Annotated in this window: 31 protein-coding genes; 16 read left to right on the top strand and 15 right to left on the bottom strand. The window is 74.1% G+C overall.

From position 1 onward, the window contains the following. The first annotated feature begins 24 nt into the window (after positions 1-24). Entirely contained in the window at positions 25-216 is a 192-nt protein-coding gene (locus ITJ44_RS09075; RefSeq protein WP_194634753.1) for a DUF2795 domain-containing protein, read from the top strand. Positions 217-286: 70 nt separating this feature from the next. Here ITJ44_RS09075 and ITJ44_RS09070 read toward each other — a convergent pair whose 3' ends face one another. After that, entirely contained in the window at positions 287-427 is a 141-nt protein-coding gene (locus ITJ44_RS09070) for a hypothetical protein (protein WP_194634751.1), read from the bottom strand. Positions 428-558: 131 nt separating this feature from the next. Between ITJ44_RS09070 and ITJ44_RS09065 the strand changes: the two genes are divergently transcribed. After that, on the top strand, positions 559-996 hold the full coding sequence (locus tag ITJ44_RS09065) for a DUF2087 domain-containing protein (protein WP_370551660.1): 438 nt from the start codon (positions 559-561) through the stop codon (positions 994-996). Here the strand turns inward: ITJ44_RS09065 and ITJ44_RS09060 are convergent. The 8 genes from ITJ44_RS09060 to ITJ44_RS09025 all read right to left on the bottom strand — a co-directional run bounded on the left by ITJ44_RS09060 (position 993) and on the right by ITJ44_RS09025 (position 7,886). Next, positions 993-2,003 (bottom strand): zeta toxin family protein, encoded by a 1,011-nt coding sequence (locus tag ITJ44_RS09060; RefSeq protein WP_194634749.1) that lies wholly within the window; start codon positions 2,001-2,003, stop codon positions 993-995. The two genes, ITJ44_RS09065 and ITJ44_RS09060, sit on opposite strands and share 4 nt — an antisense overlap. 2 nt (positions 2,004-2,005) lie before the next feature. Further along, the gene (locus tag ITJ44_RS09055) at positions 2,006-2,464 is read right to left on the bottom strand and encodes a hypothetical protein (RefSeq protein ID WP_194634746.1); all 459 of its coding nucleotides are present in this window, start codon (positions 2,462-2,464) and stop codon (positions 2,006-2,008) included. Positions 2,465-2,483: 19 nt separating this feature from the next. Beyond that, positions 2,484-3,500, bottom strand: a complete 1,017-nt coding sequence (locus ITJ44_RS09050) for a zeta toxin family protein (protein ID WP_194634744.1) — start codon at positions 3,498-3,500, stop codon at positions 2,484-2,486. Between the two features lie 2 nt (positions 3,501-3,502). Then, positions 3,503-3,961, bottom strand: a complete 459-nt coding sequence (locus tag ITJ44_RS09045; protein WP_194634743.1) for a hypothetical protein — start codon at positions 3,959-3,961, stop codon at positions 3,503-3,505. Positions 3,962-4,199: 238 nt separating this feature from the next. Beyond that, positions 4,200-4,646, bottom strand: coding sequence for a helix-turn-helix domain-containing protein (locus ITJ44_RS09040; protein ID WP_228494855.1), 447 nt, complete (start codon positions 4,644-4,646; stop codon positions 4,200-4,202). 101 nt (positions 4,647-4,747) lie between these two features. Then, positions 4,748-5,929, bottom strand: coding sequence for a M23 family metallopeptidase (locus ITJ44_RS09035; protein WP_194634739.1), 1,182 nt, complete (start codon positions 5,927-5,929; stop codon positions 4,748-4,750). Then, positions 5,926-6,489, bottom strand: coding sequence for a hypothetical protein (locus ITJ44_RS09030; protein ID WP_194634737.1), 564 nt, complete (start codon positions 6,487-6,489; stop codon positions 5,926-5,928). Before ITJ44_RS09030 ends, ITJ44_RS09035 begins: the two co-directional genes overlap by 4 nt. After that, positions 6,489-7,886, bottom strand: coding sequence for an AAA family ATPase (locus ITJ44_RS09025; protein WP_194634735.1), 1,398 nt, complete (start codon positions 7,884-7,886; stop codon positions 6,489-6,491). Before ITJ44_RS09025 ends, ITJ44_RS09030 begins: the two co-directional genes overlap by 1 nt. 264 nt (positions 7,887-8,150) lie before the next feature. Here ITJ44_RS09025 and ITJ44_RS09020 point away from each other — a divergent pair, with 264 nt between their 5' ends. The 11 genes from ITJ44_RS09020 (at position 8,151) to ITJ44_RS08970 (ending at position 19,228) form a co-directional block, all read left to right on the top strand. Next, entirely contained in the window at positions 8,151-8,762 is a 612-nt protein-coding gene (locus tag ITJ44_RS09020; RefSeq protein WP_194634733.1) for a DUF6668 family protein, read from the top strand. Between the two features lie 29 nt (positions 8,763-8,791). Further along, entirely contained in the window at positions 8,792-9,115 is a 324-nt protein-coding gene (locus ITJ44_RS09015; protein ID WP_194634731.1) for a hypothetical protein, read from the top strand. Between the two features lie 45 nt (positions 9,116-9,160). After that, a complete protein-coding gene (locus ITJ44_RS09010; RefSeq protein ID WP_194634729.1) occupies positions 9,161-9,922 on the top strand; it encodes a hypothetical protein in 762 nt (253 codons plus the stop codon). An 81-nt stretch (positions 9,923-10,003) separates the two neighbouring features. Next, entirely contained in the window at positions 10,004-10,762 is a 759-nt protein-coding gene (locus ITJ44_RS09005; RefSeq protein ID WP_194634727.1) for a hypothetical protein, read from the top strand. 1 nt (position 10,763) lies between these two features. Further along, positions 10,764-12,317: a type IV secretion system protein gene (locus ITJ44_RS09000; protein ID WP_194634725.1), complete on the top strand. Its 1,554-nt coding sequence runs from the start codon at positions 10,764-10,766 to the stop codon at positions 12,315-12,317. Between the two features lie 12 nt (positions 12,318-12,329). Beyond that, positions 12,330-13,838: an SCO6880 family protein gene (locus ITJ44_RS08995; RefSeq protein ID WP_194634723.1), complete on the top strand. Its 1,509-nt coding sequence runs from the start codon at positions 12,330-12,332 to the stop codon at positions 13,836-13,838. Between the two features lie 54 nt (positions 13,839-13,892). Continuing rightward, the gene (locus tag ITJ44_RS08990) at positions 13,893-15,590 is read left to right on the top strand and encodes an ATP/GTP-binding protein (RefSeq protein ID WP_194634721.1); all 1,698 of its coding nucleotides are present in this window, start codon (positions 13,893-13,895) and stop codon (positions 15,588-15,590) included. Further along, a complete protein-coding gene (locus ITJ44_RS08985) occupies positions 15,587-17,353 on the top strand; it encodes a type IV secretory system conjugative DNA transfer family protein (protein WP_194634719.1) in 1,767 nt (588 codons plus the stop codon). Before ITJ44_RS08990 ends, ITJ44_RS08985 begins: the two co-directional genes overlap by 4 nt. Further along, on the top strand, positions 17,350-17,736 hold the full coding sequence (locus ITJ44_RS08980) for a DUF4913 domain-containing protein (RefSeq protein WP_194634717.1): 387 nt from the start codon (positions 17,350-17,352) through the stop codon (positions 17,734-17,736). Before ITJ44_RS08985 ends, ITJ44_RS08980 begins: the two co-directional genes overlap by 4 nt. Beyond that, on the top strand, positions 17,733-18,575 hold the full coding sequence (locus ITJ44_RS08975; protein ID WP_194634715.1) for a hypothetical protein: 843 nt from the start codon (positions 17,733-17,735) through the stop codon (positions 18,573-18,575). Before ITJ44_RS08980 ends, ITJ44_RS08975 begins: the two co-directional genes overlap by 4 nt. A 38-nt stretch (positions 18,576-18,613) precedes the next feature. Continuing rightward, entirely contained in the window at positions 18,614-19,228 is a 615-nt protein-coding gene (locus tag ITJ44_RS08970; protein ID WP_194634713.1) for a hypothetical protein, read from the top strand. A gap of 20 nt (positions 19,229-19,248) precedes the next feature. On the opposite strand, the gene ITJ44_RS08965 is transcribed toward ITJ44_RS08970, so the two are convergent. The 4 genes from ITJ44_RS08965 to ITJ44_RS08950 all read right to left on the bottom strand — a co-directional run bounded on the left by ITJ44_RS08965 (position 19,249) and on the right by ITJ44_RS08950 (position 22,707). Beyond that, positions 19,249-20,493, bottom strand: a complete 1,245-nt coding sequence (locus ITJ44_RS08965) for a PP2C family protein-serine/threonine phosphatase (protein WP_194634711.1) — start codon at positions 20,491-20,493, stop codon at positions 19,249-19,251. Between the two features lie 132 nt (positions 20,494-20,625). Continuing rightward, the gene (locus ITJ44_RS08960; RefSeq protein ID WP_370551659.1) at positions 20,626-21,942 is read right to left on the bottom strand and encodes a PP2C family protein-serine/threonine phosphatase; all 1,317 of its coding nucleotides are present in this window, start codon (positions 21,940-21,942) and stop codon (positions 20,626-20,628) included. 11 nt (positions 21,943-21,953) lie between these two features. Next, positions 21,954-22,376, bottom strand: a complete 423-nt coding sequence (locus ITJ44_RS08955; RefSeq protein WP_194634707.1) for an ATP-binding protein — start codon at positions 22,374-22,376, stop codon at positions 21,954-21,956. Further along, positions 22,369-22,707: an STAS domain-containing protein gene (locus tag ITJ44_RS08950; protein WP_194634705.1), complete on the bottom strand. Its 339-nt coding sequence runs from the start codon at positions 22,705-22,707 to the stop codon at positions 22,369-22,371. Before ITJ44_RS08950 ends, ITJ44_RS08955 begins: the two co-directional genes overlap by 8 nt. A gap of 265 nt (positions 22,708-22,972) precedes the next feature. On the opposite strand from ITJ44_RS08950, the gene ITJ44_RS08945 reads away from it, so the two are divergent. Next, the gene (locus ITJ44_RS08945; RefSeq protein WP_194634703.1) at positions 22,973-23,341 is read left to right on the top strand and encodes a hypothetical protein; all 369 of its coding nucleotides are present in this window, start codon (positions 22,973-22,975) and stop codon (positions 23,339-23,341) included. Here the strand turns inward: ITJ44_RS08945 and ITJ44_RS08940 are convergent. Continuing rightward, positions 23,338-23,979 (bottom strand): histidine phosphatase family protein, encoded by a 642-nt coding sequence (locus ITJ44_RS08940; protein WP_194634702.1) that lies wholly within the window; start codon positions 23,977-23,979, stop codon positions 23,338-23,340. The two genes, ITJ44_RS08945 and ITJ44_RS08940, sit on opposite strands and share 4 nt — an antisense overlap. Before the next feature lie 127 nt (positions 23,980-24,106). Here ITJ44_RS08940 and ITJ44_RS08935 point away from each other — a divergent pair, with 127 nt between their 5' ends. Beyond that, positions 24,107-24,745 carry a hypothetical protein gene (locus ITJ44_RS08935; protein WP_228494854.1) on the top strand — a complete coding sequence of 213 codons (639 nt, stop codon included), beginning with the start codon at positions 24,107-24,109 and terminating at the stop codon, positions 24,743-24,745. A 24-nt stretch (positions 24,746-24,769) separates the two neighbouring features. On the opposite strand, the gene ITJ44_RS08930 is transcribed toward ITJ44_RS08935, so the two are convergent. Next, entirely contained in the window at positions 24,770-25,192 is a 423-nt protein-coding gene (locus tag ITJ44_RS08930; RefSeq protein WP_194634700.1) for a GNAT family N-acetyltransferase, read from the bottom strand. Between the two features lie 99 nt (positions 25,193-25,291). Here ITJ44_RS08930 and ITJ44_RS08925 point away from each other — a divergent pair, with 99 nt between their 5' ends. Next, positions 25,292-26,386, top strand: a complete 1,095-nt coding sequence (locus tag ITJ44_RS08925) for an ice-binding family protein (protein WP_194634698.1) — start codon at positions 25,292-25,294, stop codon at positions 26,384-26,386. Positions 26,387-26,461: the final 75 nt, after the last annotated feature.

The raw sequence follows: 26,461 nt of genomic DNA, 5'->3' as shown, positions 1-26,461 counted from the left end.
CCGCACCCGACGAGAGGACACCCCATGGCCATCGACCCCATCCAGCTCCAGAAGCACCTCAGCGGCCTCGACTACCCGGCATCCAAGGACGCGATCGTGGCGAAGGCGGAGGAGTCGGGCGCCGACTCCGACACCCTCGACGCGCTCCGCGGCATCGCCGACACGGAGTACGACGCGCCCACCGCGATCAACGCGGCGGTCTCCGACGCGAGCTGATCCACGCCGCGCGACCCGACGGCCCCGGCTCTCCTCGGAGAGCCGGGGCCGTGGTGCGTGCTGGGCGGCGTCAGGGCCGGTACTGCTGCGGCTTCTCGAACCCCATGGGGTCGCCGTTCGCCGGGTTCTGCCCGCTGCTGCCGAGGCGGACCTTCCCGAGCACGTAGATGACCCGCGTGAGGACACGGCCGAGGATGCGGAGGGCGGTCATGTCCCGACCGTATCGGCGCGGTCGGCGCGCGGGAAGGCGCCGGGCAGGATGGGGGCATGGACCACATCGACCCGCGCCGCCTCGCCGCGGTGCTCGCCGACGCCGAGCTGCGCGCCGCGTAGGCCCGCGTCGTGCTCGGATCCGGCCTCGACGACGCCCTCGCGCACCTCTCCCCCGCGCGTCGCACGAAGGCCGCGCGGGCGCTCACCGGCTCGGGGCTGGTGGTGGTCGCGGACGACGGCAGCGCATCCGCGCCCGACGCCGTCTTCCGCGCGATCCTCGCCCAGCAGCCCGCGACGCCGCCGGCCCAGGGCGTCGAGCGCTTCCTCCTCGACGGCCGCATCGCCCAGCGGCCGGCCTCCCCGGCAGACCTCGACGCCCTGCTGCGGCACGTCGTGACCCAGGTGCTCGAGCCCGACGAAGTGCTCGACGAGAGGACCCTCACCGCGCGCCTGCTGCGCCTCACCGACGACCACGCGCTCCTCCGCCGCCACCTCGTGGACGCGGGCCTCGTGCTCCGGACTCGCTCGGGATCCGAGTACGCGCGCGCGGCGGACGCGACGGCCTAGCGCCCGCGGTCGACGCGCGTCGGTCCGGTCCGCCCCAGGGTCGTCCGACCTGCGCGCGCGATCCCCGGCAGCGGCCTCGCGCGCGGCGCCTCCGCCTCGGCGGGACGCGTCGGCACCAGGGGCCCGCCCCGTGTCGCCCGCGACATGTCCGTCTCCAGGACCGGCGACGCCTTCACCTCCGCCTGCTCGGCCGTCGTCCGATACACCCGGTATCGCGACACCGCCGGCGACTCCACCGCCACCATCCGCGCATTCGCCTCCGGCCGCGACCGTCCACCCGGCCCGTCGAACACGTTCCGCGCGAAGTCGGACGGCACCCACCGGCCGCCGAGCCCCTCACCCCGCCGAGCAGCCTCGTTGCCTTCCAACCACCGCTGGCGGATCCGCGCCTCGGACACCTCGAACGGCACCTCCACATCGACCACCTGCACGTCGTACCCGGCAGCCTCCAGCTGCGCCGAGATTCTCCGGGCCTTGTCGGCCGAACCCAAGACCGTGTCGATCACCACGTTGTCGCCGTCCGCGATCGCCTGATCTCGCAACCGGTTGGCCAGGAACGACGACTCCTCGTGCACCAGCGATGCCAGCTCCATCGGATGGAACGACGGGCCCGACGCGGAACTCAGCTCCCCTGGGAGGATCCTGCGCTCATAGCTCCCATCCGCGATCGCCTCAGCGAGAAGGAGCTCCTTGAATCGGTCGGGGTCGATGGACCTGAATCGGGCGGAGTCACCGCCCAGGACGGCGTCGCGTGCCGTGCTCTTGCCAGCACCAGGCGGTCCGGCCAACAAGAGCGCTCGCTTCTCCTGCCGGACACCCGGATGCGCTTGCCGTTCCTGCCTGAGGAGCCTGTTGTGGACCACCCGACGCTCGGGAGTCGGATCGCCGTCACGCCACCAGTCGGGATTGTTGGTCGAGGCATGAGGAGAATCAGGAGACAGCGAGCCGCCTCTCGACGAGAGCGCGCGCAGCGCCGCAAGCCGGTCATCTTCCTGGACCTCGGGCATCGTCAGCTCGCGACGTCGTGCTTGCGGTTGAAGACCACTTCGTAGAGTGCGTCCTCGACCAGCCCTATGTCGATCGCGAGGATGAAGTCCGCCCATGTCCCTGGCGGATTGACGATGAGGTCGTCCCACCCGTCGGTCGTGTCCATAGGCGCATACGGGTACCTCGCCAGCTCATCCACCAGCCGCTCCCGATCGAGCAACCCCACCGCGTACCGCTCGCAGATCTCCATCGGCAGCGCACCGGAGAATCCCTCCAGCGGCAGGCTCACCTCGCGCGCCGCACGGATCCTGTCCAGATCCTCCGGACGGAACACCCGCAGCTGCCGGGCCAGCTCCTCCTCGGGACGGCCCGCGTCCAGCAGCCGCCGCACCTCCCGCAGGTAGTCCAGCTCCGCCAGGCGGAACCGCAACAACGCCAGCGCCGCCTGCGCGACCTCCTCGGGAACATCGCGTGCGCTCATGAACCGCTCACCTTCCTCGTCATCTGCCTCTCCCTCCACGTCCCGAACCAGCCGATCTCGCCGGCCCGACCGTCCGCATGATCCCCGGCAGCGGCCGCGCCTGCGGTACCTCGGCCGCCGGCCCGGACCGCGTCGGCACCAGGGGCCCGCCCCGCGTCGCCCGGGACATGTCCGTCTCGAGTCTCGGCGACGCCTTCACCTCCGCCTGCTCGGCCGTCGTCCGATACACCCGGTACCGCGACACCGCCGGCGACTCCACCGCCACCATCCGCGCGTTCGCCTCCGGCCGCGAACTCCCGTCCGGCTGCCCGTACACCCACGCCCCGAACTCGCTCGGCACCCACCGGCCCCCGAGCCCGCCGCCCTTGTCCGCGCGCTCGTTGCCCTCCTGCCACCGCTGCCGGATCCGCTCCTCCGACACCTCCCGCGGCACCTCCACGTCGACGACCTGGACGTCGTACCCGGCCCGCTCCAGCTCGCCCATGATCTGCCGCGCCTTCGTGTCTGACGACAGGACCGTGTCGATGACCACGTTCTTCCTCGCGGCTATGGCGTTCTGACGCAGGGAGTCGGCGATCGCCGCGGACTCCGCGTGGACGAGCGACGACAACTCCATCGGATGGAAGCGCTCTCCGGCAGCTTCGCGCTCCCGCACAGCGGCCGGCTTGATCCAGGACTCGTAGCTGCCGTCCGCCACCGCCTCACGCAACAGCCGCCCCTTGAACTCATCCGCATCCACGACGAGGAAGTGATCGGATCGGGGTCCGAGGACGCGCTCACGGATGGAGCTCTTGCCTGCACCGGGCGGCCCTGCCAGAACGATCGCACGGCTCTCCGCGCGCAGATCCGGCACCTCAGACACCGCTTCTCTCTCCAGCTTGTCGAGGAGCGCTTGACGGCTCTGGGTGGGCTTCCCCCCGTCCCACCATCTCGAGTTGTTGATCGTCGCGGTGGGCGCGTCCCCGGCGACTGGCCCACCCTCGGCCGAGAGCTGTCGCAGGGTCGCTAGATGATCCAGGTGTTCGTCGTCCGGCATGTTCAGTCTCCGGCGACGCGGAGTCTCTCGACGACCTGGCCGTAGGTCTCGATGTCGATCAAGTCATTCGTGGTCGCCCTGGAGACGTCCACGAAGGTCCCCGGCGGGTTGACGACGAGATCGTCGTACCCGTCCACCTCGTCGCGCGGGACGTACGGGAACCGCACCAGCTCATCCACCAGCCGCTCCCGATCGAGCATCCCCACCGAATACCGCTCGCAGATCTCATACGGCGTCGCCCCCGAGAACCCCTCGACCAGCACCGGCACCTCCCGGGCCGCGGCGATGCGATCCAGATCAGCAGGCCGGAACACCGCCAGATCCTGGGTCAGCTTCACCTCGTCGTACCCGGAATCCAGGAGCCGGCGCACCTCCCGCAGGTAATCCAGCTCCACCAGCCGCAGCACGCGCAACGCACGCTCCGCCGGGCGCACCTCCACCGGCACATCGAACAGACCCATCACGACCTCCTTGACCGCATCATGGAAAAACCGTCATCCCCGCCTCGCGCGTCCGCTGGCCAGCCCGAGGCGATGCACGTGCGTACGACCGTGTCGCCGTACGCCCCGTCATCGATGAAGCCCGAACGGCGGACGGTCCGGGCGCACGGACGAGCGGCCGCCCAGCGGATCCGACTGCGGGAAGCAGCCAGGCTAGGGCACCCGCCGGCGCCGGGGCCGCCGAGCCGCACCGCGCCCGTCAGCTCGCCGCGCGGGCGCCCTTCGGCACGAAGTCCGCGCGCTGGTTGCTCGTCTCCTCGAGGAGCCGTCGGATGGCCGCCTTCTCGATCAGCCAGCGGCCGCCCGGGCGCATGGCCGGGATCACGCCGTCGCGCAGCCAGCCGAGGATGGCGGGCCGGCTCTTCTGGAACAGCTCCATGAGGTCGCGGTGGGTGAGGTGGTCGGGGTAGGCGTCGAGCGGATGCGGGTACGGCTCGTGCGGCGGCACCGGCACGGTCGACGTCGACTCGAGCCACTCGCGCACCTCGGAGCGGAACGCGATCCACGAGTGCGAGACGCGGTAGCCGGGGATGATGCCCTTCGCGAACCAGAGGCTCACGGTCGTCTGCCCGATCTGCAGGATCCGCTGCAGGTCCGCCGACCGCAGGGTCGCCGGCAGCGCGTCCCAGGTGTCGTCGTGTGCCATGCGCGGGTGCTGCTCCGGTCGGATCGGGGGCGGGATGCTCGAATTTACCCGCCTGGGCAATTATCGCCGGTCCACCCGGGTGCATCGCAACCCGGCCCGCCTCACTCGGACGCATGCCGGCACTCCCCGCCGCAGAGCGTCACGCCGAACGCGGCGAAGAACTTCTCGGGATCCACGTAGCCGCTCACCGGCGCCCCCTGCGTCTGCGACTGCGGCAGCCCGCTGACGCGCGGGTCGGTGGATCCCGTGACGTCGATGCGGATGTCGAGGTGGCATCCGGTCGACGGCCCGTTCGATCCGACCTTGCCGATCTCCTGCCCGGGCGTCACCGCGTCCCCGACGTGGACCTCCATGTCCTCGGCGTACATGTGCAGGTAGCTGATCGTGTAGCCCGCGGCCGACCGGATCGACACCGTGTAGCCGCCCGCCGTCGTCACGCTGCCCGCCTGCGCGGCGAGCACCGGGGAGCCGCACGAGTAGCCCGACCGGCCCGACGCCGTCCCCGACTCGCGCGTCTGGTAGTCGTTCGCCGGGTGCCAGGAGGAGGCGCCCGCGGTCGGGCTCACGCGAGGCCCGTAGCCGGAGGTCTGGTCGAATGGCGCCTTCAGCGGGAGCACCGTGCCGCCGGCCGAGCAGCCGCCCGTGGGCGCGGCGGCCGCGGGGGTGGCCGAGGGATCCGGCGTGCCCGTCGCGGCAGGGACCGCCGTCGGAGCCGCTGCGGCGCCCGAGAGCTGCGCGACCACGTCCTCGGCCGGCTGCTGGAACCTCCGGTAGTGGTACGGGTCCTTGTTGATCTGCACCTCGTGGATCGCGAGGGTCGGCTCGAGCGACTCCCACCCCTCCACCTTCTGCAGCCGGGTGAGGAAGAGCTTCGCGCTCGAGGTCGGATCCATGCGCTCCTGCACCGTGCCCCACGACGACTGCTGCTGGAAGAGGCCGATCGAGTCGGCGATGGAGCCGTCCGGGTTCACCGCGTTGTCCCCGTAGTCGATGGCGCGGAGCGACGACTCGCCCATCGCCGCCATGACCCCGAGCACCTGCGCCTGCCGGGAGAGGCCGAGCCCGGCGGCGGCATCCATGATCGCGGCGGCGTTGTCGAGCTGGTCCCCCGCGTAGCCGTCGACGGGCGTGCGCGGCCCGGTCGACGAGGATGCCGCGCCCTGCGTCGTGCAGGCGGACGCGTCGTCGCCGCCGAAGCCGAAGAGCACCAGGAAGACGACCATCGCCATCAGCGCCGCAGGCGTGCCGATGAGGATCAGGACCCCCTTCCCGCCGCCGTTCACTTGTCGCGGACGGCCTGGATCTCGTCCGCCAGCCACGGAGCCGTGGGCGACGAGCGGACGAGGGCGACGTCGTAGTCGCCGTCGTCGGTGGGCACGCGCACGATGAGCGCGTACGCGGTGGGCGCGGGCATCACCGTGCCGGCGCCGGTGACCGCATGCGCCGTGAGCCGCGACGGGATCGTGGGCACGAACGCGACGGCGCCCTGCTGCGACAGGAGCGGCGTCATCTGCCGCTCCCACTCGGCCTCGGGGATGCCGGGCTGCGCGTAGGTGCGCATGACCTTGTCGGCCGCGGCCAGCGCCGACGCCTGCGCGGCGGCATCGGCCGTGGGCTCGGGCTCGGCGGCGGCGCCGTCGTCCGTCGCGCCCGGGGAGGAGGGACCGGCGTCCGCGGCGTCCCCGCCGGATGTGCCGTCCGCGGTGGCCGCGCCGGACGAGGGGGCCGGATCCACGGGGCTCCCGTCGTCGTGCACGGTGACGCTCGCGCACCCGGCGGCCCCGAGGGCGAGGGCGGCGGCGAGCGCGACGGCAGCCGCCCCGCGCACGACGCCCGCCTGCATCAGAGGCCCCGGGCCACGGCCGCCCCCGCGCGGAGCCAGGCCCGCTGCGTGGACGCCCGGAGCGCGCCGTAGTTGAGGACGTCCGCGCCGAGCGCCGGGTCGTAGGGCACCGTGACCACGTCGCGGGCGAGCGGCGCGAAGCCGTCGGAGATCTTCGCGAGCTCGGCGGGGGCGAGGTCGTGCTTGTGCGCGCTGACCACCACGACCGCGCGCTCCGCGAGGTCCGCGAAGTGGCCGCCGCGCTCCGCGAGCCCCTCGATGAGGAGGGCCGCCGACTCCGCCGCCTTGGCCTCGCCGATGGTCGGCACCACGATCTGGTCGGCCCGCTCGATGGCGCGCAGCCACATCGGGTCGGTCTCGTCGTTGCCCGAGTCGATGAGCACGAGCCGGTAGAACTTGGCGGCGACCGCGTGGATGAGGTCGACCGTGGTGTCGTCGAAGCGCTGCTGGGTGGCGAGCACCTCGGGCTTCGAGCGCAGCACGTCGTAGCGGTCGCGGGTCTGGTGGTGCACGAAGTGGGCGAGGTCGGCGGACTGCGCGCCCGTGCCGAGGAGCCGGTCCACCTGCGGCAGGAGGTCGAGGATGCTCGCGTCGTGCGGCCCCTGCTCCGTGCTCCAGCCGAGGGTGCCGCGCGTCTGGTTGTTGTCCCAGGCGAGGACACCCGCGCCGCCGTGGCGCGCGAAGACGGAGGCGAGGCAGATCGTGGACATGGTCTTGCCCACCCCGCCCTTGCCGTTGACCACCGCGACGGTGCGGGGGCCGGGCCAGTGCTGGCTCACGAGGCGGGTCCACTCGCGCTCGCGGCGCTCCGCCTCGGACGGCGACATGCGGATCCCGAGCCGCGTGAGGGTGCCGCGCATGCCCTGGGACGCGGGCTCCTCCACCTCCTCGCGCGTGAGGAAGGACTGGCGGGCGGCGCGGCGGGTGAGCGGCGGATCCGCGTCGGCGGCGGGCGTGGACGCGACCGCGACGGGGACCGGTGCGACCACCGCGGGGACGGGCGTCGCGTGGGCGCCGGCCACGGGCGCCGCAGCGGAGGCGGCGATGGGCGCAGCGGGGGCTGCGTGCCCGGCGCCGCTCGGGGGAACGACCGCCGGCTCCGCGATGGCCTCCGCGCGGTCGAGCTCGCTGAGCGCCTCGATCGTGCCGTCCGCCGCCACGGCGAGCGCCTGCGATCCGTAGCGGTCGAGCGTCGTGAGCCGCACCGCGCGCTGCATCTGCTCGGCGATGCCGCGCACGCTCGTCAGGATGCCGCGCCGGATCTCCTCCTCGGCGGCCTCCGCGAACGGCGTCGCGACCCCGTTGACGGTGAGGACACCGGTGGCCCGACCGCCGACGGTGGGCGTGATGGTGGCGTCGATGCGGGGGAAGGCGGGCACGGTCGGGGCGTCGGTCATCTGCGGCTCTCGGTGAGGGGGCGTCGTGCGGGTCGTTCGGGTCGAGATGCCGGGCGCCCCGTGTGGAGAGCCGGCCCGCTCGAGCGGTCGTGCCCGCCAGGATCGACGACGGCGAGACAGTCTCACGGAAAATGCGAGCAGGATCAAGCACTTGCGTCTGCGCAAGCACTTTGACAGCATCACCGTGCAGCGACGTGTCACATCCCCCGCCCGGTGGATCACGCGTGCCGCGAGCACGAGACCCGACGGGTGGATGGGCGAGGGATGAGCGACAGCGGCAATCCGTGGGTCATCGGCGCGCCCGCGGTCGTCGACGTCCCCGCGTCCGACGCACCGCCCCTCACCCGGCGCGAGCGGCTCCGCGGCCCCCGCGCACCGCAGCCGGCCACGGTCGCCGCGCCCCCAGCCCCCGACCGGCTGCCCGTCCGGTCCCAGGTCGCGACCGCCGACCTCTGGTGGGTCGGCGCCCACGGCGGCGCCGGCGAGACCACCCTCGCGCGCCTCGCCGCCGGATCCCGCGCCGCCGACCACGCCTGGCCCGCGCCGCCTGCCGGATCCCCCGCCTCGCGCGTGGTCGTCGTCGCCCGCACCGACCACTCCGGCCTCCTCGCGGCGCAGCGCGTCGCCCGCGAGTGGGCATCGGGCCAGGTCGCCGGCCTCGTCGACCTGCTCGGCCTCGTGCTCGTGGCCGATGCGCCGGGCCGCCGCCCCAAGGAGCTCCGCCAGCTCGAGCAGCTCGTCGCCGGCGGGTACCCGCGCGCGTGGACCCTGCCGTGGATCGACGCCTGGCGCCTCGGCCCCGCGGATCCCGCCGACATGGGCCGAGAGCACCAGCGGCTCCTCGCCGACCTGCAGCTCACCTCATCCCCCCGCTGATCCCCCCCCTTCCACGAGAGGTCCCCCGCATGTCCCCCACGCTCCTCGCGCTCGACGCCGTCCACCAGGCGTCGGCGCACATCCACCACGCCATGGACGCCGTCGCCATCGACGTGCCCGACGGCCAGGCCTCGGCCCCCGACGACTGGACCGAGAAGTTCGGCCGCATCATCGGCATCGCGAAGTGGGTGCTCCTGCCCCTCGCGGTGCTCTCCCTCATCGCCACCGGCGCGATGCTCTTCCGCAACAACCGGCACGAGGGCGGCGAGATCCAGGAGCGCCTCATCAAGATCGGCTTCGGCCTCTTCCTCGGCCTCGGCGCCGCGTCGCTCGTGAGCTTCGTCATCGCGTAGCGCGACCTCCCGCTTCCCCGCCGCCCGCTCCCCGAGAGGATCCCGTTGAGCACCCCCGCCACGCCCGCCCGCACGCGCACGCTCCTGATCGCGATCGCCGCGCTCCTCGCGCTGATCCTGGTGGGCGGCGGCATCGCGGTGGCGACGGGCGCGTTCTCGGGCGGCGGGGCGCCGGTCGCGGCGCCGACGGGCGACGCGGTCGCTGCAACGGAGGCGGACACCTCGACGAGCGCACCTGCGCTCCCGGACGGCGCCGCTTCCGTCTGCGGCCTGCCGGGTTACGAGGAGACGAGCTCGCTCACCACCGCTCCGAAAGCGCAGTGGGAGATCATCGGCACCACCGCCGTCCCCCAAGACACGACCACGACGGGGCCCGGGGAAATCGAGGACGGCGGCAGGTTCACCACCTGCTTCGCGCACACGGCGGCCGGTGCCCTGTTCGCGAGCGTCAACTTCCTCGCCTCGGGCACCGACACCCGCAACTTCCCGCGCATCTACGAACTCCTGGCCGACGGTGATGCCAAGGACTTGGCGCGGTCGGCCGGCCCCACCGCCAAGGCTCCGGACGCGTCCGACGGCTCCCGGGTGCAGGTCGCCGGATTCAAGATCGACCGGTACTCCGCCGACGAGGTCACGGTCGACCTCGCGCTCTCCTACTCGACCGACAGCCCTCAGCTGGCCAGCATGCCGGTCGTCCTCCGCTGGGAGCACGGCGACTGGAAGATCGTGTTCGGCAAGGACGGTCCGCCCATCAAGCCGTCCTCGCTCACGAGCCTCGGGGGCTACATCCCGTTCGCGGGGGTGTGACGCCGTGGCCGACCACATCAGCGAGATGCCCCTCACCACGAAAGTCCAGCAGCCCCTTCCCGCCCTCCCGAGAGGATCCTCATGAGCACCCCCGCCACGCCCTTCCACAAGCGCCCGCTCTGGATCGCCATCGCGGCCTTCCTCGCCCTCGTCCTCGTGGCCGGTGGCATCGCGGCGGCGACGGGCGCGTTCTCGGGCGGCGGGACTCCCGCCGCGGCGCCGACGAGCGATACGACCGCTGCCGCGGAGCCGGAGACGCCCGCGTCGCCGAGTGCGTCCGCGCTGCCGGAGGGCGCCGCTTCCGTGTGCGGCCTCCCGGGGTACGAGGAGACGAGTTCGCTCGACACCGCTCCCGCGACGACGTGGAAGCTCGTCGGCACGGTCGCTGTGCCGGACGACCCTCAGGGCGCGGGCCCGGGCCGGACCGACTCGGGCGGGCTGCGCACGTGCTACGCGCATACCGCAAAGGGCGCCCTGTACGCGGTCGTCAACTACATGGGGCAGTCGACCGACGGACGACTGAGGACGCGCATCGCCGACCTTGCCGCCCAGGGTCCTGGCAAAGCGGCAGCAGCCAAGTCGCTCGCTTCCCCCAGCTCGTCCTCGGACGGACGTCTCCAGGTCGCCGGCTTCAAGATCTCGGCGTATTCGGGCTCCGAGGCGACCGTCGACGTGGCCACCGCGATCACGAGCAAGGGCGGCGCCCTCGTCAGCTTCCCGATCGTCATGCGGTGGGAGGACGGCGACTGGAAGATCGAGCTCGCCGACGACGGCACGCTCCCGCTCGACCCCTCGCAGATCCAGAGCCTGGGCGGCTACATCCCGTGGGCCGGGGCCTGACATGTCCTGCGGGTTCGGCGATCTGGTGGGCTGCGGGACCGATGCGATCGCATCGGCCATCGAGCAAGGCGCGAAGAACACGCTCGAACAGCTGATGGACGCCGCGCTCGAGACCTTCGGCAAGGTCGTCGCATCCCTCGGCACCATGTGGGTCTACATACCGGGGCCGCAGTTCACGAAGGGCGAGGGCTCGACCGTCGGCTACGAGCCGAACTCGACCGTCACGGGCGACTTCGACACGCTGCTCGGGTACGTCGCGTGGATCGGGCTCGTCGTGGCCGTCCTCTCGATCATCGGGTTCGCGATCCTCTACATGCGCGCCCGATCCTCGGAGACGGGCATGGACGCCCTCGGGCGGCTCGGGCTGGTGCTCGGCGGCGTCTTCCTCATCACCAGCGCGTCATCCCTGGTCGCCTGGGTCATTCCGAAGACGGCTCCGGACGGATCCACCACAGCCGTGGGTTTCTTGCAGAACTCGACGTGGTTCGTCGTCCTCGCGATGGCGGTCGGGTCGGTGATCCTCGCGGGGATCCGGCTGGCGTGGACGCAGCGGGCGGAGCCGGTCCGCGAGCTGCTCCGGTCCCTGGTCACCCTCGTGATGGTCTCCACCATCGGGCTCACGGTGATCCAGCTGGCCGTCCGGCTCGGTGACGCCTTCGCGGTCGGCGTGCTGAACGCGGCGACCAAGTGCGATGTGGCGGACGTCGGCGGCAACTGCTTCGGCAGCAACATCGCGCTCATGATGCAGCTCACCGCGCAGTCGCCCTTGGGGACGATCGGCGTCCTGATCCTCGCCCTCATCGCGATCCTCATCTCGTACGTGCAGATCGCCATGATGATCGTCCGGTCGGCGATGCTCGTCCTCCTCGCCGGGATCCTGCCGCTCACCGCGAGCTTCACGAACACGCCGACCGGGAACCAGTGGTTCCGCAAGTCGCTCGGATGGCTGACCGCGTTCATCCTCTACAAGCCGGCAGCCGCCCTCGTCTACGCCGCCGCGTTCCGCCTCATCGGCACCGACCTGTTCGCGAAGGACGGGCAGGGCATTTGGGCCGTGCTCACCGGGGTCGCGCTCATGCTCATCGCGCTGATCGCGCTGCCCGCGCTCATGCGGTTCATCGCGCCGATGGTCGCCCCCGCGGGCGGGGTGTCCGGCGCCGCCGTCGCGGGCGCCGTGATGGGCGGGGCCGGCGAGGCGGCCTCCGGGGCGATCAAGCAGGCCGGATCCATGGCGAGCCGTTCGAACAGCGGTGGAGGCGGCGGCTCAGGCGCGGGCGGCGGCCCCTCCGGCGCGGCCAACGCCAGCGCCGGCGCACGCAGCGGCACCGCCGCCAAGGGCGCGGCTGCCGGAGCCAAGGCCGGCGCCGGCGCGAGCGGCGCGGCAGCGGGCGGCGCCGCCGGCGGAGCGGCCGCCGCCGGAGCCGCGGTCGCGGGCCCCGTCGGGCTCGCCGCGCTCGGCGTCGCGAAGCTCGCCGAGGGTGCCAAGAAGGCCGCGCACGCCACCAAGGGCGCCGTCGAGGACGCCGCGGGAGAGGGCCCCTCGGGGGCCAGGTAGGGACACGGATCCATGAGCGCCATCGAGGGCCGCGCCACCGCGCGCACGTACGGCAACTGGCGGAAGCCGCGCACCCGCGGCGTCGGCGGGCTCGGCATGTTCCCGACCATGTTCGGGTTCGCCGGGGCCGTGATGGTCATCATCGTCGCCACCAACAAGGGACTCGTCGCCGGGGTGATCACGGCGGCGGTGTTCGCCGGCGTGCTCGCCGCCGTCGCGGTCAAGGACAAGCACGGGGAGTCGGGGATGATCCGGATCATGAACCGCGCGGGCTGGCTGTTCGCCCGCAACCGCGGCGCGCACCTCTACCGCTCGGGGCCGCTGGGCTTCGCGGAGTGGGGCACGGCGCAGCTGCCGGGCCTCGCCGCGGGATCCCGCCTCACCGAGTGGAAGGACTCCTACGGGCGGCCGTTCGCGCTCATCGAGGTGCCCTCGACCAACGACTTCACGGTCGTGCTGGGGGCGGAGCCCGACGGATCCGCGCTCGTCGACCAGGAGCAGGTCGACATCTGGGTGGCCGAGTGGGGCTCCTGGCTCGAGGCGCTCGCCGACGAGCCCGGCCTCGTGGCCGCCTCCGTCACGCTCGAGACCGCGCCGGACACCGGCACGCGGCTCGCCTCCGAGGTGCTGGGACGCATCGACGACCGCGGATCCGAGTTCTCGAAGAGCGTGCTGCGGAAGATCGTGGCCACCTACCCGGCGGGCGCCGCGACCATCAAGGCGTACGTCGCCATCACCTTCGCGGGCGCCGCGCGCACCGGCGCGGCCCGCCGCAGCGCCGAGGAGATGGGCCGCGAGCTCGCCTACCGGCTGCCCGGCCTCACCTCGGGCCTGTCCTCCACCGGTGCCGGAGCCGCCCGCCCGCTCACGGCGCAGGACCTGTGCGAGGTGGTGCGGATCGCGTACGACCCGGCCGCCGCGATCCTCATCGACCAGGCGAACTCCGCCGGCCAGGCCACCGAGCTGTACTGGCCGGAGGTCGGGCCGACCGCGCACCAGGCCGCGTGGGACTCCTACCGACACGACTCCGCGCTGTCGGTGTCGTGGATGATGTCGCAGGCACCGCGCGGGAACGTGGGCGAGTCGATCCTGTCCCGCCTGCTCGCGCCGCACCGGCACATCGCCCGCAAGCGCGTCACGATGCTCTACCGGCCCATCGACCCGGCGCGCGCCGCCGCCATCGTCGAGGCCGACAAGCGCGACGCGGAGTTCCTCGTGGGCTCCACGCGCAACCCCACCGGCCGGTCGCGCAAGGACGTCATCGCGGCCTTCGCGAACGAGTCGGAGGAGTCGGGCGGCGCCGGCCTCGTCAACTTCGGGATGGTCGTGACGGCCACCGTGCAGGATCCGGCGACCATCGAGGACGCGCGCGCCGCGGTCGACAGCCTCTCCGCGCAGGCCCGCATCCGCCTGCGCGTCGTGCACGGCTCGCAGGACTCGGCGTTCGCCGCGGGCCTGCCGCTCGGCCTCGTGCTGCCGCGGCACCTCGCCATCCCGCACGACATCCGGGACCAGCTGTGATCCGCCGCGCCACCGCCCACCCGGCGACCGCCGCCCGCCACGAGAGGAGCGCCCGTGCCCGCGCTTGACCAGGGGTCCCGCCGGGCCGCCACCCGCCGCACCCGCAGGATCGCCGCCGAGGCGGCGCGCTCGGCGGCGGAGGCCGAGGCCCGTCCCGAGGCGCCGCGGCCCACCCGGGCGGAGCGCCGCGCCCTCCGCACCGCCGCCCGCTCCCACCGCCGTCCCTCCCCGCGCGGCTGGCTCGGGCGCGCCCGCGGCGAGACCGTGCTCGTGCAGCCCGCCCCGGAGTGGCGCGGCACCACCGTGCAGGTGTGCGGCCTGTGGCCGTACGCCGTGGGATCCAGCAGCCCCATCAGCGGCGTGCCGCTCGGCCTCCACCTCGACACGGGCGCCACCGTCTGCGCCGACCCGATCTCCTGGTTCCAGTCCGGGATCATCTCGAACCCGTCGATCTTCGCCCTCGGCCTCCCCGGCCTCGGCAAGTCGACCCTCATCCGCCGCATGTGCGTGGGCGGCGACGGCATGGGCTACCTGCCGCTGGTGCTCGGCGACCTCAAGCCCGACTACGTCGACATGGTGCACGCGCTCGACGGCCAGGTCATCACGCTCGGCCGGGGCCGCGGGCACCTCAACGTGCTGGACCCGGGCGGCGCGATCGAGGCCGCCGAGCAGCTGCGCGCCGCGGGCTTCGAGCAGGAGCGGCAGCGCCTCATCGCCGACGCGCACGGGCGCCGCAACACCATGGTCTCGTCGCTGCTGACGATCCTCCGCAAGCAGGCGCCCGACGACGTGGAGGAGTCGATCATCGACGCCGCCCTGCGCGTGCTCGACGACGAGTTCCCCGGCGTGCCCGTGCTCGCCGACCTGCTGCGCGTGATCCAGGACGCCCACCCCGCCGTGCGCGACGTGGCCGTCGACCGCGGCGACCTCGGGCGGTACCAGGAGATCACCCGCGGGCTCGAGGCCAGCCTCATCAGCCTCACGCGCGGCGGCCGGCTGGGCGAGATCTTCGCGCAGCAGACCGACGTGGCCATGCGCCACGACCGGCCGGTGGTCTACGACGTGTCGTCCATCGACGAGTCCGACACCGACCTCCAGGCCGCCGTGCTCCTGGCCTGCTGGTCGCAGGGCTTCGGCACGGTGAACGTCGCCACCGCCCTCGCCGACGCCGGCCTCCAGCCCCGCCGGCACTACCTCATCGTGATGGACGAGCTGTGGCGCGCGCTCCGCGTGGGCAAGGGCATCGTCGACCGCATCGACTCGCTCACGCGCCTCAACCGGCAGCGCGGCGTGGGGCTCGCGATGATCACGCACACCATGTCGGACCTCCTCGCGCTCGCCGACGAGCAGGACCGGATGAAGGCGCGCGGCTTCGTCGAGCGCGCCGGCATGGTCGTCGCGGGCGGCCTGCCGCGCGCGGAGATGTCGATGCTCACGCAGGCGGTGGCGCTGTCGCGCTCGGAGCAGGACCTCGTGATGTCGTGGCAGAACCCGCCCGGCTGGTCGCCCGACCAGGAGCCGCCGGGACGCGGCCGGTTCCTCATCAAGGTCGGCGGGCACCCCGGGATCCCCGTGCACGTCGAGCTCACCGAGGAGGAGCGGCACATCAACGACACCAACAAGGCGTGGCACGCGACCGAGTCGTTCCCGGAGCCCGACGAGGCGACCGGGCGTCCGCCGGAGCCGGCCGGGGGCGGGGCCGTCGACGGGTTCGACGCCGCGCGCGAGATCGTGGAGGCCGGCGCCGCATGAGGGCCGAGCAGACCAACCGCCGGGCCGAGCCGGGGCGCGCGAACCCGGGCACGATCATCGCGACGTGGGCGATCGGCATCGCCGCCGGCCTGCTCGCCTCCGCGTGGGCGGGACTCGCCGCGGCCCACGCGCTCACGGGCCAGGGGGCGGCGCTGCCCGGGGATCCGCTCGCCGTCGCCATCGCGCTGAAGAAGGGCGAGGTCGCCTGGACCCCTCTCGCGGTCGTGATCGCCGTGGTCGTCGCCGCGCTCCTCACGGCGCTCGCGGTCGCCGTCGCGCGCGCCGTCCGCCGCCTCGGCCGCGGACGCACGCGCGTCGACCGCAGCGCCCGCTACCTCGCCTCCGCGTCCGACCTCGACGAGCTGCACGAGCGCGCGTCCCTCGCGAAGGCCGCGCGCCTCGGCGTGCCCGGGCGCCCCGGGCTGCCGCTCGGCCGCGACCTCCGCTCCGGCGGCATGGTCTACGCCTCGTGGGAGGACGTGGTCGTCGGCATCGCCGGGCCCCGCGTCGGCAAGACCACGTCGCTCGTGGTGCCCGCGATCCTCGCGGCGCCCGGCGCGCTCGTCACCACCTCCAACAAGCCCGACGTCGTGCGCGCCACGCGCGACCTCCGCGCGGGCGTCGGCACCGCGTGGGTGTTCGACCCGCAGCAGGTGGTGGACGAGGAGCCGACCTGGTGGTGGGACCCGCTCTCCTCCGTCGTCGACGACACCTCCGCCGCGAAGCTCGCCGGGCACTTCGCCGCGGGATCCCGGGAGCCCGACGACCGCGGCGACGCCTTCTTCGACGCGGCGGGCAAGGACCTGCTCACGGGCCTCCTCCTCGCGGCGGCGCTCGACCGCCGGCCCATCACGGACGTGCTCGGCTGGCTCACGGATCCCGACGAGCGCGAGATGGTGGGCATCCTCCGCCGCGGCGGCTACCCGCTCATCGCGGACGACGTCGAGAGCGCGTCGCGCACCTCGCCGCGGCAGCGCGACGGCGTGTACGCGACGGCCCGGAAGATGGCGTCGTGCGTGCGCAGCAGCCGCATCAACCGGTGGATCACCCCCGCCGGCGGCGACGCGGCCGCGGATCCCCGCCCCCGGCTCGACCCCGACGCCTTCGTGCGCTCCTCCGACACCCTGTACTCCCTCTCCGTGGAGGGCGAGGGCACGGCCGCGCCGCTCGTCACGGCGCTCACGGTCGCGATCGTCGAGGCCGCCGAGCGCCTCGCCCGCACGCAGCCGGGCGGCCGCCTGACCACGCCGCTCGTGTGCGTGCTCGACGAGGCCGCGAACGTGTGCCGGTGGAAGGAGCTGCCCGACCTCTACTCGCACCTCGGCTCGCGCGGGATCCCCGTCCTCTCGATCTTCCAGTCGTACGCGCAGGGCGTCGACGTGTTCGGCCGGGAGGGCATGCGCAAGCTCTTCAGCGCCGCGAACGAGGTCGTGTACCTCGGCGGCGTGAAGGAGGCGGAGTGGCTGCGGGAGCTGTCCGAGCTCATCGGCGACTACGACCACGAGACGGTCTCCAGCTCGACGACGCGCGGCGTCCGCTCCACGAGCGTGCAGAACGACCGGCGCCGGATCCTCGACACCTCGGAGCTCGCGGAGCTCCCCCGCGGCCGCGCCGTGCTGCTCGCGTCGGGGGTGCGCGCCTCCATGATCGCGACCGTGCCGTGGATGGACGGGCCCGAGGCCGCCGTCATCCGCGCCTCGCTCGCGGCCGCCGACGCCCGCGCGGTCGCCGGCCGCGCGGCGGCGCCGGGGGCCGCGTCGTGACGGACGCGTTCGGCTGGGGCGACGCGCCCGCCGCGTCCGCATCCGCGGGACCGGTCTTCGCCGACGTCGACGCGTTCGTGCGCGGGTTCCTCGCGCCCGCCTACCGTCGCGAGGTGAGCCCGCGCGGCGAGAGCCGGTGGGATCCGGAGTGGTGGCGCCACCCCGAGGCCGTCGCGCGGCTCGAGGCGCTGTGGCTCGCGTGGGAGGCCCTGCGACTCGAGGGCGCGACCGGCATGAGCGTCTGGTGGCGGGATCACGCCGACTACCACCTCGCCGTGCTCATGGGCCCGACCGGTCCCTTCGCGCGCACCTCCGCCACCACCGAGGCGGGCGAGCCGCTGCCGTGCGCGCCGCGGCGGGATCCGGCGGGAGCGGAGTCGTGAAGCGCGAGGTGCCGGGCTGGTTCCGCCTGCTGCTCTGCTGGCCGGCTCTGCTCGTGCTCGGCATGGGGCTGCTCGCGCTCCTGACCGCGGCCGCGGATCCGTCGGTGCTCACGCGACCCGAGACCCTCATCCCCGGGCTCGTGCTCCTCCTCCTCTGCGTCGCGGCCGTGCGGACCCTGGTGCGCGGCGCGCGCGTGCTCGCCGGGATGGTCCGCGGCGCCCGGCACGAGCTCGCCCGGCCGGCCCGCCAGGCCGAGGCCGCGCAAGACCTCGCCGTCCGGAGCGCGGCGGGCTGGGCCGAGGCGTGCCGTCTCCGCGCGGCGCTGCTGCGCGGGGAGCGCCCGCCCGGCTTCCCCGTCTGGGACGTCGTCGCCGAGCCCGGGGAGGTGTTCCTCTACGACGTGGAGGCGGACTACGAGCGGTACTACGGGCAGGACGTCACGTACGCGCGCTCCGGCGGCTTCCTCGTCGGGAGCCCGGCCTTCGTGCTCGGCGGGATGGCGGTCGCGGCCCTCGGGAACGCGTCCCGGCGGAACGCGGCGGAGCAGCAGGCCGCCGAGCGGTGGCGCGAGCTGCAGCCCGTCCGGCTCGTGATCTCCGACCGCCGGCTCCTCTGCCAGGTCGGCGGCCGGTGGCTCGCGTTCTGGTACGCGGGCATGACCGCGGTCTACCCCGAGGTGCGCGAGTGGGCGCTCGTCTGCCAGTTCCCCGACGTCGAGCCGCTGCGCCTCCGCGGCGTCGACGCCCCCATCGCCGCCGTGCTCACGGTGCTCGGCACTCAGGGCCTCGACGCGGTGCGCGACCACCCGAGCCTGCAGCCGCTCGCGGCGACGTCATGATGTGGGAGTGGTCGGCGCTGGGGGTCGTGGTTAGCGGGGTGAGCGTCGCAGCGACGATCGCGCTCAGGCTGAACGAACGACGCGAGCAGCGTCGGACGGAACGGACAGAGCAGGCCGGACGGATCCTCGAGCTCCTGGAGGCGATGGGCACCGCCGGCATGGACCCGCACCTCGATGCCGCTACAGCACAGCGCGCCCACGAGCAGGAGCTCCACAGGCTGCGATGGATCATCCGCGCGGGTACCGTCGACTTCCGGATCCGACGCTCGCCAACGGAGATGCCGACTGTGCTCACCGGGCTGTTCAGCACCTACTGCACGGTCTTGGTAGTCGGCGGCTTCGTACTCCTCGAGTCGCCGCAGGCGCACGCGGAATCACCGGCACGCGCCTCGACCCTCGCCCTCGGGATCCTGTTCTTCATCGGCGGGCTGGTCGGACTCCTGTCGATGTTCGCCGCGTGGACGGCTCGCAACATGCGGAGGAAGGCGATGCGGGTGTCCGGCCTCGAGCCGGTGGTCCGATTGGCGTCCGTCCGGGAGACCGCCGACATCGCGAGGACACGATGGAGGGCGGCGCGCGTGAAGCGAGCGCGGCGACGCGAAGCAGCCGCCATGGTCAGCGCGGCCGGGAGGGACGGGACCCCAGGCGACTGAAGCGGCAGTCGGACCGCCGCTCAGGCGCCGCCCGCGTAGCGGACGCACACCGCCGACACGTCGTCGCCGAGGGTGCCGCGCGCGGCGGCCGCGGCGGCCGCGTCCGCGATGCGCTGCACCGTCTCCGCCGCGTCCTCGGCCGTGCGCACCAGCTCCACGAGCGGGGCGACCGAGTCGAGGGATCCGTCGAAGAGGTCGAGCGCGCCGTCGGTGAAGACCAGGAGCCGGTCGCCCGGCGCGATCGCGCCCGGGTGGGTCGCCCAGCTCGCGTCGGCCACGACGCCGAGCGGGAGGCCGAGCGCCGGGAGCATCTCGTGCGTGCCGTCCGCGCGGAGGAGCACGGTGAGGCCGTGGCCGCCGTCCGCGTAGGAGAAGGCGCCGGTGGATCCGTCGATGCGGCAGTGCAGGAACGTCGCGAACGTCTCGGTGACGTCGAGGTCGGCCTGCAGCTGAGCCTGCACCGCGGTGACCGTGCGCTCCGCGTCCGGGCCGCGATGCGCCTGGAACGCCGACCGCACGGCGGACGCGAGGATGGCAGCGCCCGCGCCCTTCCCCATCACGTCGGCGATGGTCAGGTGCAGCCCGTCGGGATCCTCGCCCCACGCGTAGAAGTCGCCGCCGACGCCACGGGCCGGGAGGCTGATGCCGGCGAGGTCGAAGTCGGGCCAGAGCGGACGGTCGACGGGCAGGAGCCGTCGCTGGATCTCGCCCGCGAGCTCCTCGTCCCTGCTGTCGCGCAGCTCCCGCTCGACCCAGGCGCCCATCTCGTCGAGCAGCTTCTCCTGCGCGGGCGCGAGGTCGCGCGCCTCGGTGTCGACGAGGCAGAGCGTGCCGACGGTCTGGCCGCCGGAGAGGAGCGGGCGGCCGGCGTAGAAGCGGATGTGGCGGGGACCCGTGACGGTGGTCCGGTGCGCGAAGCGCTCGTCCTGGGTCGCGTCCGGCACGACCAGGATCTCGGAGCCGCGGATGGCGACGTCGCAGAACGACTGCGTGCGGTCCGACAGCAGCGAGACGCCCTTGGGCTGCGGCGACTTCGTGAACTGCTCCGTGTCGCCCACGAGGTTGATCTCGGCCACGGGCACGTCGAACAGCTCGCGCGCGATGCGGGTGACGCGGTCGAAGCGCTCCTCGGCGGTGGATCCCACCAGCCGGAGGTCCTGCACGGCGCGGAGCCGCGCCTGCTCGTCCAGCCCCGAGACGCTGCCGGTGGCCCGTCCCGCCGGGTCGGATCCGCCCGAGCGCGCGACGGGTGCCTGCGTGGTCATGTGTCCCCCTGGTGGATCCGGAACCGGTCGCGTCGGGCGTTGTGCCGCCCGCCGCACGATCCCCCCGGACCGCGGCGCCTGCGTCGAGTGTATGCCGGGGTGTTCGGAGCCCTCCCCGGATACGGAGGGCTCTCAGGAGTCGCGGCGCAGCACCACCACGGTGACGTCGTCCGGGTTCGCCTGGCCGCCGGCGAGCGCGGTGATCCGCCCCACCAGCTCCTCCGCCGACGCGGACGCGCACGCCAGCTCGGCGACCTGCTCCACCGCGCGCAGCGTGCCGTCGTAGAGGTCGAGGACGCCGTCGCTGAAGGTGACGATGAGGTCGCCGGGGCCGAGCAGGATCTCGTGGGTCCGCCAGCCGGCCGCCCCGGGAACGCCGACGGGGAGATCCGTCGACTCGAGGCGCTCGTGCGTGCCGTCCGCGCGCACCAGCGCGGAGAGGCCGTGGCCCGCGTCGGCGTAGAGGACGGTGTGGTCCTCGGCGCGGACGCGCGCGTGGAAGACCGTCGCGAAGGAGGCGGCCGCGCTCAGCTCCGCGGTGAAGCAGTCGGAGGTGCGCTCGATGGCCGCGACGGGATCCGGCACGTTCTTGGCGCTGCGCACGACCGCGCGCGCGGTGGCCGCGATGATCCCCGCCCCCACGCCCTTGCCCATCACGTCGCCAAGGGTGAACGCGAGGCCCTCCTTCACCGGGTACCAGTCGAAGAAGTCGCCGCCCACGGCCTTGGACGGCAGGCACGCGCCCGCGACCTGGTAGCCGGGGAGCGGCACGGTCGTCTTCGGCAGGAGCGCCTGCTGCACGATGGACGCCCGGGTCAGCTCCTCCTCGCTCACCCGCTCGCGGTCGCGCGAGGCCTCGAGGCTGAAGCGGGTGCGCCGGGACAGCTCGTTGACCACGAGCGCCGCGACCCCGAAGGCGAGGGCGCTGAAGAACCCGCGCCACAGCTCGTTCGCGTTCTGATCCCCGAGCCCGAGGAGGAGCGGCAGGCCGAGGGTCACGTACACGCCGAGGAACGCGACGAGCACGTTCCAGCGCCCCGGATTGAGGCTGAACCAGACGACCGGCAGGATGACGAGCGATCCGTAGATGGAGGCGTTCTCGCCCGTCGCGATCCGCAGCATCCCCACGGCCAGGAAGTCGAGCGCGGGCACCAGCTCGGCGAAGCGGGCGAGGTCGGGGCGCCAGGTCACGAGGAGGGCGAGGAGGGTGGCGACCACGACGACCCCGCAGCCGATGACGAGCGAGCGCGGCGCGGTGACGGCGAGCGACGGCACGCTGAGGCTGGTGAGCACCGCGAGGACGAAGAGCACCAGCATCGGCAGCTGCTTGAGCGCGGGGGTGGGGCCGGACGTGCCGGCGGATCCGGGGCGGGCGGAGGACTCGGGGATCCAGGCCGCGCGGCCGACCCAGTCGGGCAGGGAGGCCGCGGCGCGCCGTGGAGCGGGCACGGGCGCGACCATCAGGACGCCTCGGGCTCGATCCGGGTCCGGCGGACGCTCCACACGTTCTCGCCGCCGACCCGGTCGTAGGTCAGCTCGTCGCACAGCATCTGCACCATGGCGAGGCCGCGGCCGGACTCGGCGTCGGCGCCCGGCATCTCGCGGCGGACGAGCCGGAAGTCGCCCGGCTCGGATCCGTCGCGCAGCTTCGCGCTCATCACGCCGTCGTCGACCGTGACGCTCACCACGCAGGTGACGCCCTGGCCGTGGTCCGCGTGCTCGATCACGTTGGACGCGAGCTCGACGAGCGCCGTCTCGAACGCCATGCGGTCGAGCGCGCCCACGTCGGGGCGGTCGTCCCAGAGGCCCGCGACGAGCTCGTGGACCGCGTCCACGTCGTCGGGCGGGGACTGGAGCGTGAGGCTGCGGGTGGTCTCAGTCACGGTAGGCCGCCTCGGCGGTCGGCGTGGAGACGAGCACGCGGTCGAGGTTGGAGATCTGGAGCACCATCGCGACCTGGGGGCCGGGTGCCGCGATGCGGAGATCACCGCCGCCGTCGCGCGCCGCCCGGAGGCCCGCGATGAGGGCGCCGAGGCCGGACGAGTCGATGAACTCGACGCCGGCGAGGTCGACGACGATCCGCCGCGGCGCGGGCTCGAGCGCGTCGTGGATCGCCTGCCGGAGTTCCGGCGCCGCCGCCATGTTGAGCAGCCCCGTGGCGGTGACGACGGTGACGTCGTCCTCGCGTAGTGCGGTGGCGGTCGTGAGCGCCATGCATCCCCCTCGTGTGGTCGCGCGCCGTGGTCGTCATCCCCCGATGCGCCCGGCGAGCGGTGCCGGTCCCGCGCGGTCCCCCGCCCGGATCCCCTGCCTCCGCCGCGCTCATCCTCTCACCCATCGCGTGAGGAAATACGACCGTCCCGGAGTCCCGTCGCATGTCCGCGCCGCGCATGCGGGTGGCGGGGCGGCCTGCGCCTTCGTTACGGTGCGGGTGATCCCCCGCACGACCACGGCCGCACCGGCCGCACGAGGAGACACCGTGTCGACCGCACCCGAGCACGTCCCCACCGAGCGCCGCATCACGCGGCTGGCGATCGAGACCTCCATCGGCCTGGCCTGGAACGCCGAGGGCGAGATCCGCGGACTGCCGCCGCTCGCGTGGCAGCTCGGCGGCCCGTGGGAGGGCGTGCACTTCTCGGGTGACGCCGACGCGTACGCGCCCGAGGTGCGGCGCGAGGTGATCGAGTCGTGGATCGCGGGGCTCGGCCTGGCCGACGCCATCGACCTCACCGACGGCCCGCTCGCGCGCCGCGGCGACGACATGGTGTGGACGGGCACGATCGACGACGTCGTGTTCGAGCTCCGCTACCCCGCGGACTGCACGGACCCGTCCGTCGCCGACGACTAGCCCGCCGGCGCCGGCGGGGCGTCCGTCCCGCGCTCGCGCCACCCGGATCCGTCGCGCTCCAGCTCGATGAGCTGCCCGTTCGCCCACACCAGGGACCGCGTGAGCGCGGGCGACCGGCGGAGCGCCGTGAGGTAGAGCACACGGAGCAGGTAGCCGTGCGCGACCACGAGCGTGGTGCGCGGATCCGCCGCCACGTCCTCGAGGACCGCGCGCGCCCGCACGGCCGCCGCCGCCCACGTCTCGCCGCCGCCCGGCGCCGCCGGCTCGCCATCCTCGCCCGTGAGCCAGGCCGCGAACGCCGCGCCGTGCACGGGTCCGCGGAGCTCGTCGCGCGTGATCCCCTCGAAGCCGCCGAAGTCGAGCTCCACCAGCTCGGGCCGCGGCTCGGGCACGACGCCCGGCGCGACGCCCTGCTCCTGCAGGATCCGCGCGGTGCTGCGGGCGCGCGCCATCGTGCTCACGAGGATCCGCTGGACGCCCTCTCCGCGCAGCCGCGCCGCGAGGGGCGCGAGCTGCGCGGCCGCGTCGTCGTCGACGTCGATGTCGGTGCGCGAGTCGTAGCGGTACTCCCGGTTCCAGGGCGTCGGCGCGTGCCGGGTGAGGAGCAGCCGCGCGGGCGCGGCCGGGGGTGTCTGCATGGGTCCATCCAACCGGAGCGCGCGCGCGGACCGACCGGGTCGGACGGATTGCGCGCGCCTCGTTCTGGGGGCGCGGATGGGTGCCTGCCGGGCCGTCCCGCCGGATCCGCGCCCGTAGGGTCGGAGCATGGTCGGCGTCGCGTGGGTGCGGATCCCGGCGCCCAGCTTCCGGCAACGCCTGCTCTTGGGCGGGCTGTGGTTCGCCCTCATCGCGTGGCTGGGCGCGAACCCCCTCGGCTACCTCGGCCGCCAGGTGGAGGACGCCGTCGGCGGCGGCTGGCTCACCGTCGCGGCGACCGTCGGGCTCGGCGTCGCCGCCGGCGGGGCGGTCCTCCTCCTCGCCATCACGCGCCTCACGCCGGGGCTCGACGTCGACGCCGCTCGCGGTGTCCTGCGCCTCCGCGGGACGGAGCGTCCGTTCGCCGACCTCATCGGCGCCCGCATCGAGACCGCGCCGGTCCCGCGGGAGTCGCGGTACGACGCGCCGCGGAAGCACCCGCGGCGGGATCCCCTCGTGATCCGGCTCGACCTCGCCGACGGCGCCCGGTTCCGCGTCGTGCTCGCGATCGGCGCGACCGACGCGCTCTCGCCCGAGCGGACGGCGGCGCTCCTGGCCGCGGTGCGCGGGTCCCGCATCGCGGCGCCCACCGCGTCCTACGACCCCGACGGCCGCTTCACGCACCTCAACTTCCCGGGCAGCCTCGACCGCGACGGCGCCGCGGCGCTCATCGAGGACCCGCAGAGCGCGAGCGCGCTCCCCCGCTGACGACGCGGCCCGGGAGCGCCGGCGTCACACCCGCAGCGAGAACGCCGCGAGCCCCTCCTCGCCGTGCGGCGCGAAGCCGAGCGAGCGGTAGAAGGGGTGCGACCGGTCGCCGTCCTCGGTGCCGCCCGCGTCGGTGGTGAGCACGAGGAGGACGCCGGCCGGCTGGCCCGCGCGGACGTGCTCGAGGAGCGCACGGCCGATCCCGGCGCGCTGGCGCTCGGGCCGCACGAGGAGGTCCTGCACGTAGCAGATCGACACCCCGTCGCCCACGGTGCGCACGAGCCCGACGAGCCGGCCCCCGGCGTCGCGCGCGGTCGCGACGAGGGCGGATCCGGCGAGCGCCCGCTCGAGCCGCTCGGGGTCGCGCGTGTAGACGCTCCAGCCGACGGATCCGTACAGGTCGAGCAGCTCATCGCGGGCGGGGATCTCGTCGGCCAGGCGGGTCACCCCCACACCGTAACCGCCTGTGGAATCGGCGCACGCGCGATGACCGCACCTCGGTACGGTCGCGGTTCCGCCCGCCAACCCTTTCGACGAGAGCTGTCCATGCACCAGTCGCGCCACGCCTGCACGTCCTCATCCCGTCGGACCCGGTCAGGATCCCTCGCCATCGCCTCGTTGGCCGTCGCGGCCGTCGCCGCCTCCGGCCTCGGCGCCGCCCTCCTCGCCCCGGCGAGCGCCTTCGCCGCCACCGCCACCGTGGGCCTCGGCACCGCCGCGACGTACTCGGTGCTCGCCGGCCAGGGCGTCACGAACACCGGCCCCACCACCCTCTCGGCGGATCTCGGCACCAGCCCGTCCGCCGCCGTCACGGGCTTCCCGCCCGGCGTCGTCGGCGGCGCCACGCACGCGGCCGACGCCGCGGCCGGCCAGGCGCAGTCCGACCTCACCACCGCATACGACGACGCGGCGGGCCGGCCCACCACCGCCGCCGTGCCCGCCGACCTCGTCGGATCCACCCTCACCCCCGGCGTGTACACGGCGGCCGGCCCGCTCGGCCTCACCGGCACGGTCACGCTCGACGCGCAGGGCGACCCGTCGGCCGTCTTCGTCATCCAGGCCCCGTCGTCGCTCACCACCGGCTCCGGCAGCCGGGTGTCGCTCGTCAACGGCGCCCAGGCCTGCAACGTGTTCTGGCAGGTCTCGAGCTCCGCGTCGCTCGGCACGAACTCCGGCTTCGCGGGCACGATCCTCGCGCTCACGAGCGTCTCGGTCGGCACGGGTGCCACGGTCGACGGGCGCGCGCTCGCCCGCAACGGCTCGGTCACCCTCGACGACGACGCGTTCATCTCCTCCACCTGCGGCACCACCACGTCGCCCATCGGCTCCGGCACCACCCCGGTCGTCACCCCGACACCGGCGCCCTCGTCGACGCCGGCGCCGTCGCCCACCCCGCCCGGCGGATCCACCGGCGGCGGCACCGGCGGCTCGACCGGCGGATCCACGCCGACGCCGTCGCCCACCTCCGGCGTGCCGACGTCCAGCACCCCGCCCGGCGACGTGCCGCCGCCCTCGGGTCACCTCCCCCGCACCGGTGGCGACGGGGCGCGCCTCGTCATCGAGCTCGCCCTGGGCGCAGCGGCCCTCGCGGCCGGCATCGTCGCGGTCATCGCCGTGCGGACCCGCCGCCGACGCCACTGACCGTGCCGCTCGACCGCACGACCGCATGACCGGACGCCCGCGCTCTCGAGCGCGGGCGTCCGCGCGTGGGCGTGC

The organism is Clavibacter sp. VKM Ac-2873 (assembly GCF_015351075.1).
Classification (GTDB): Bacteria; Actinomycetota; Actinomycetes; order Actinomycetales; family Microbacteriaceae; genus Clavibacter.
The sequence above is the reverse complement of the archived record's forward strand: the minus strand, read 5'-3'. Positions and strand labels throughout refer to the sequence as shown.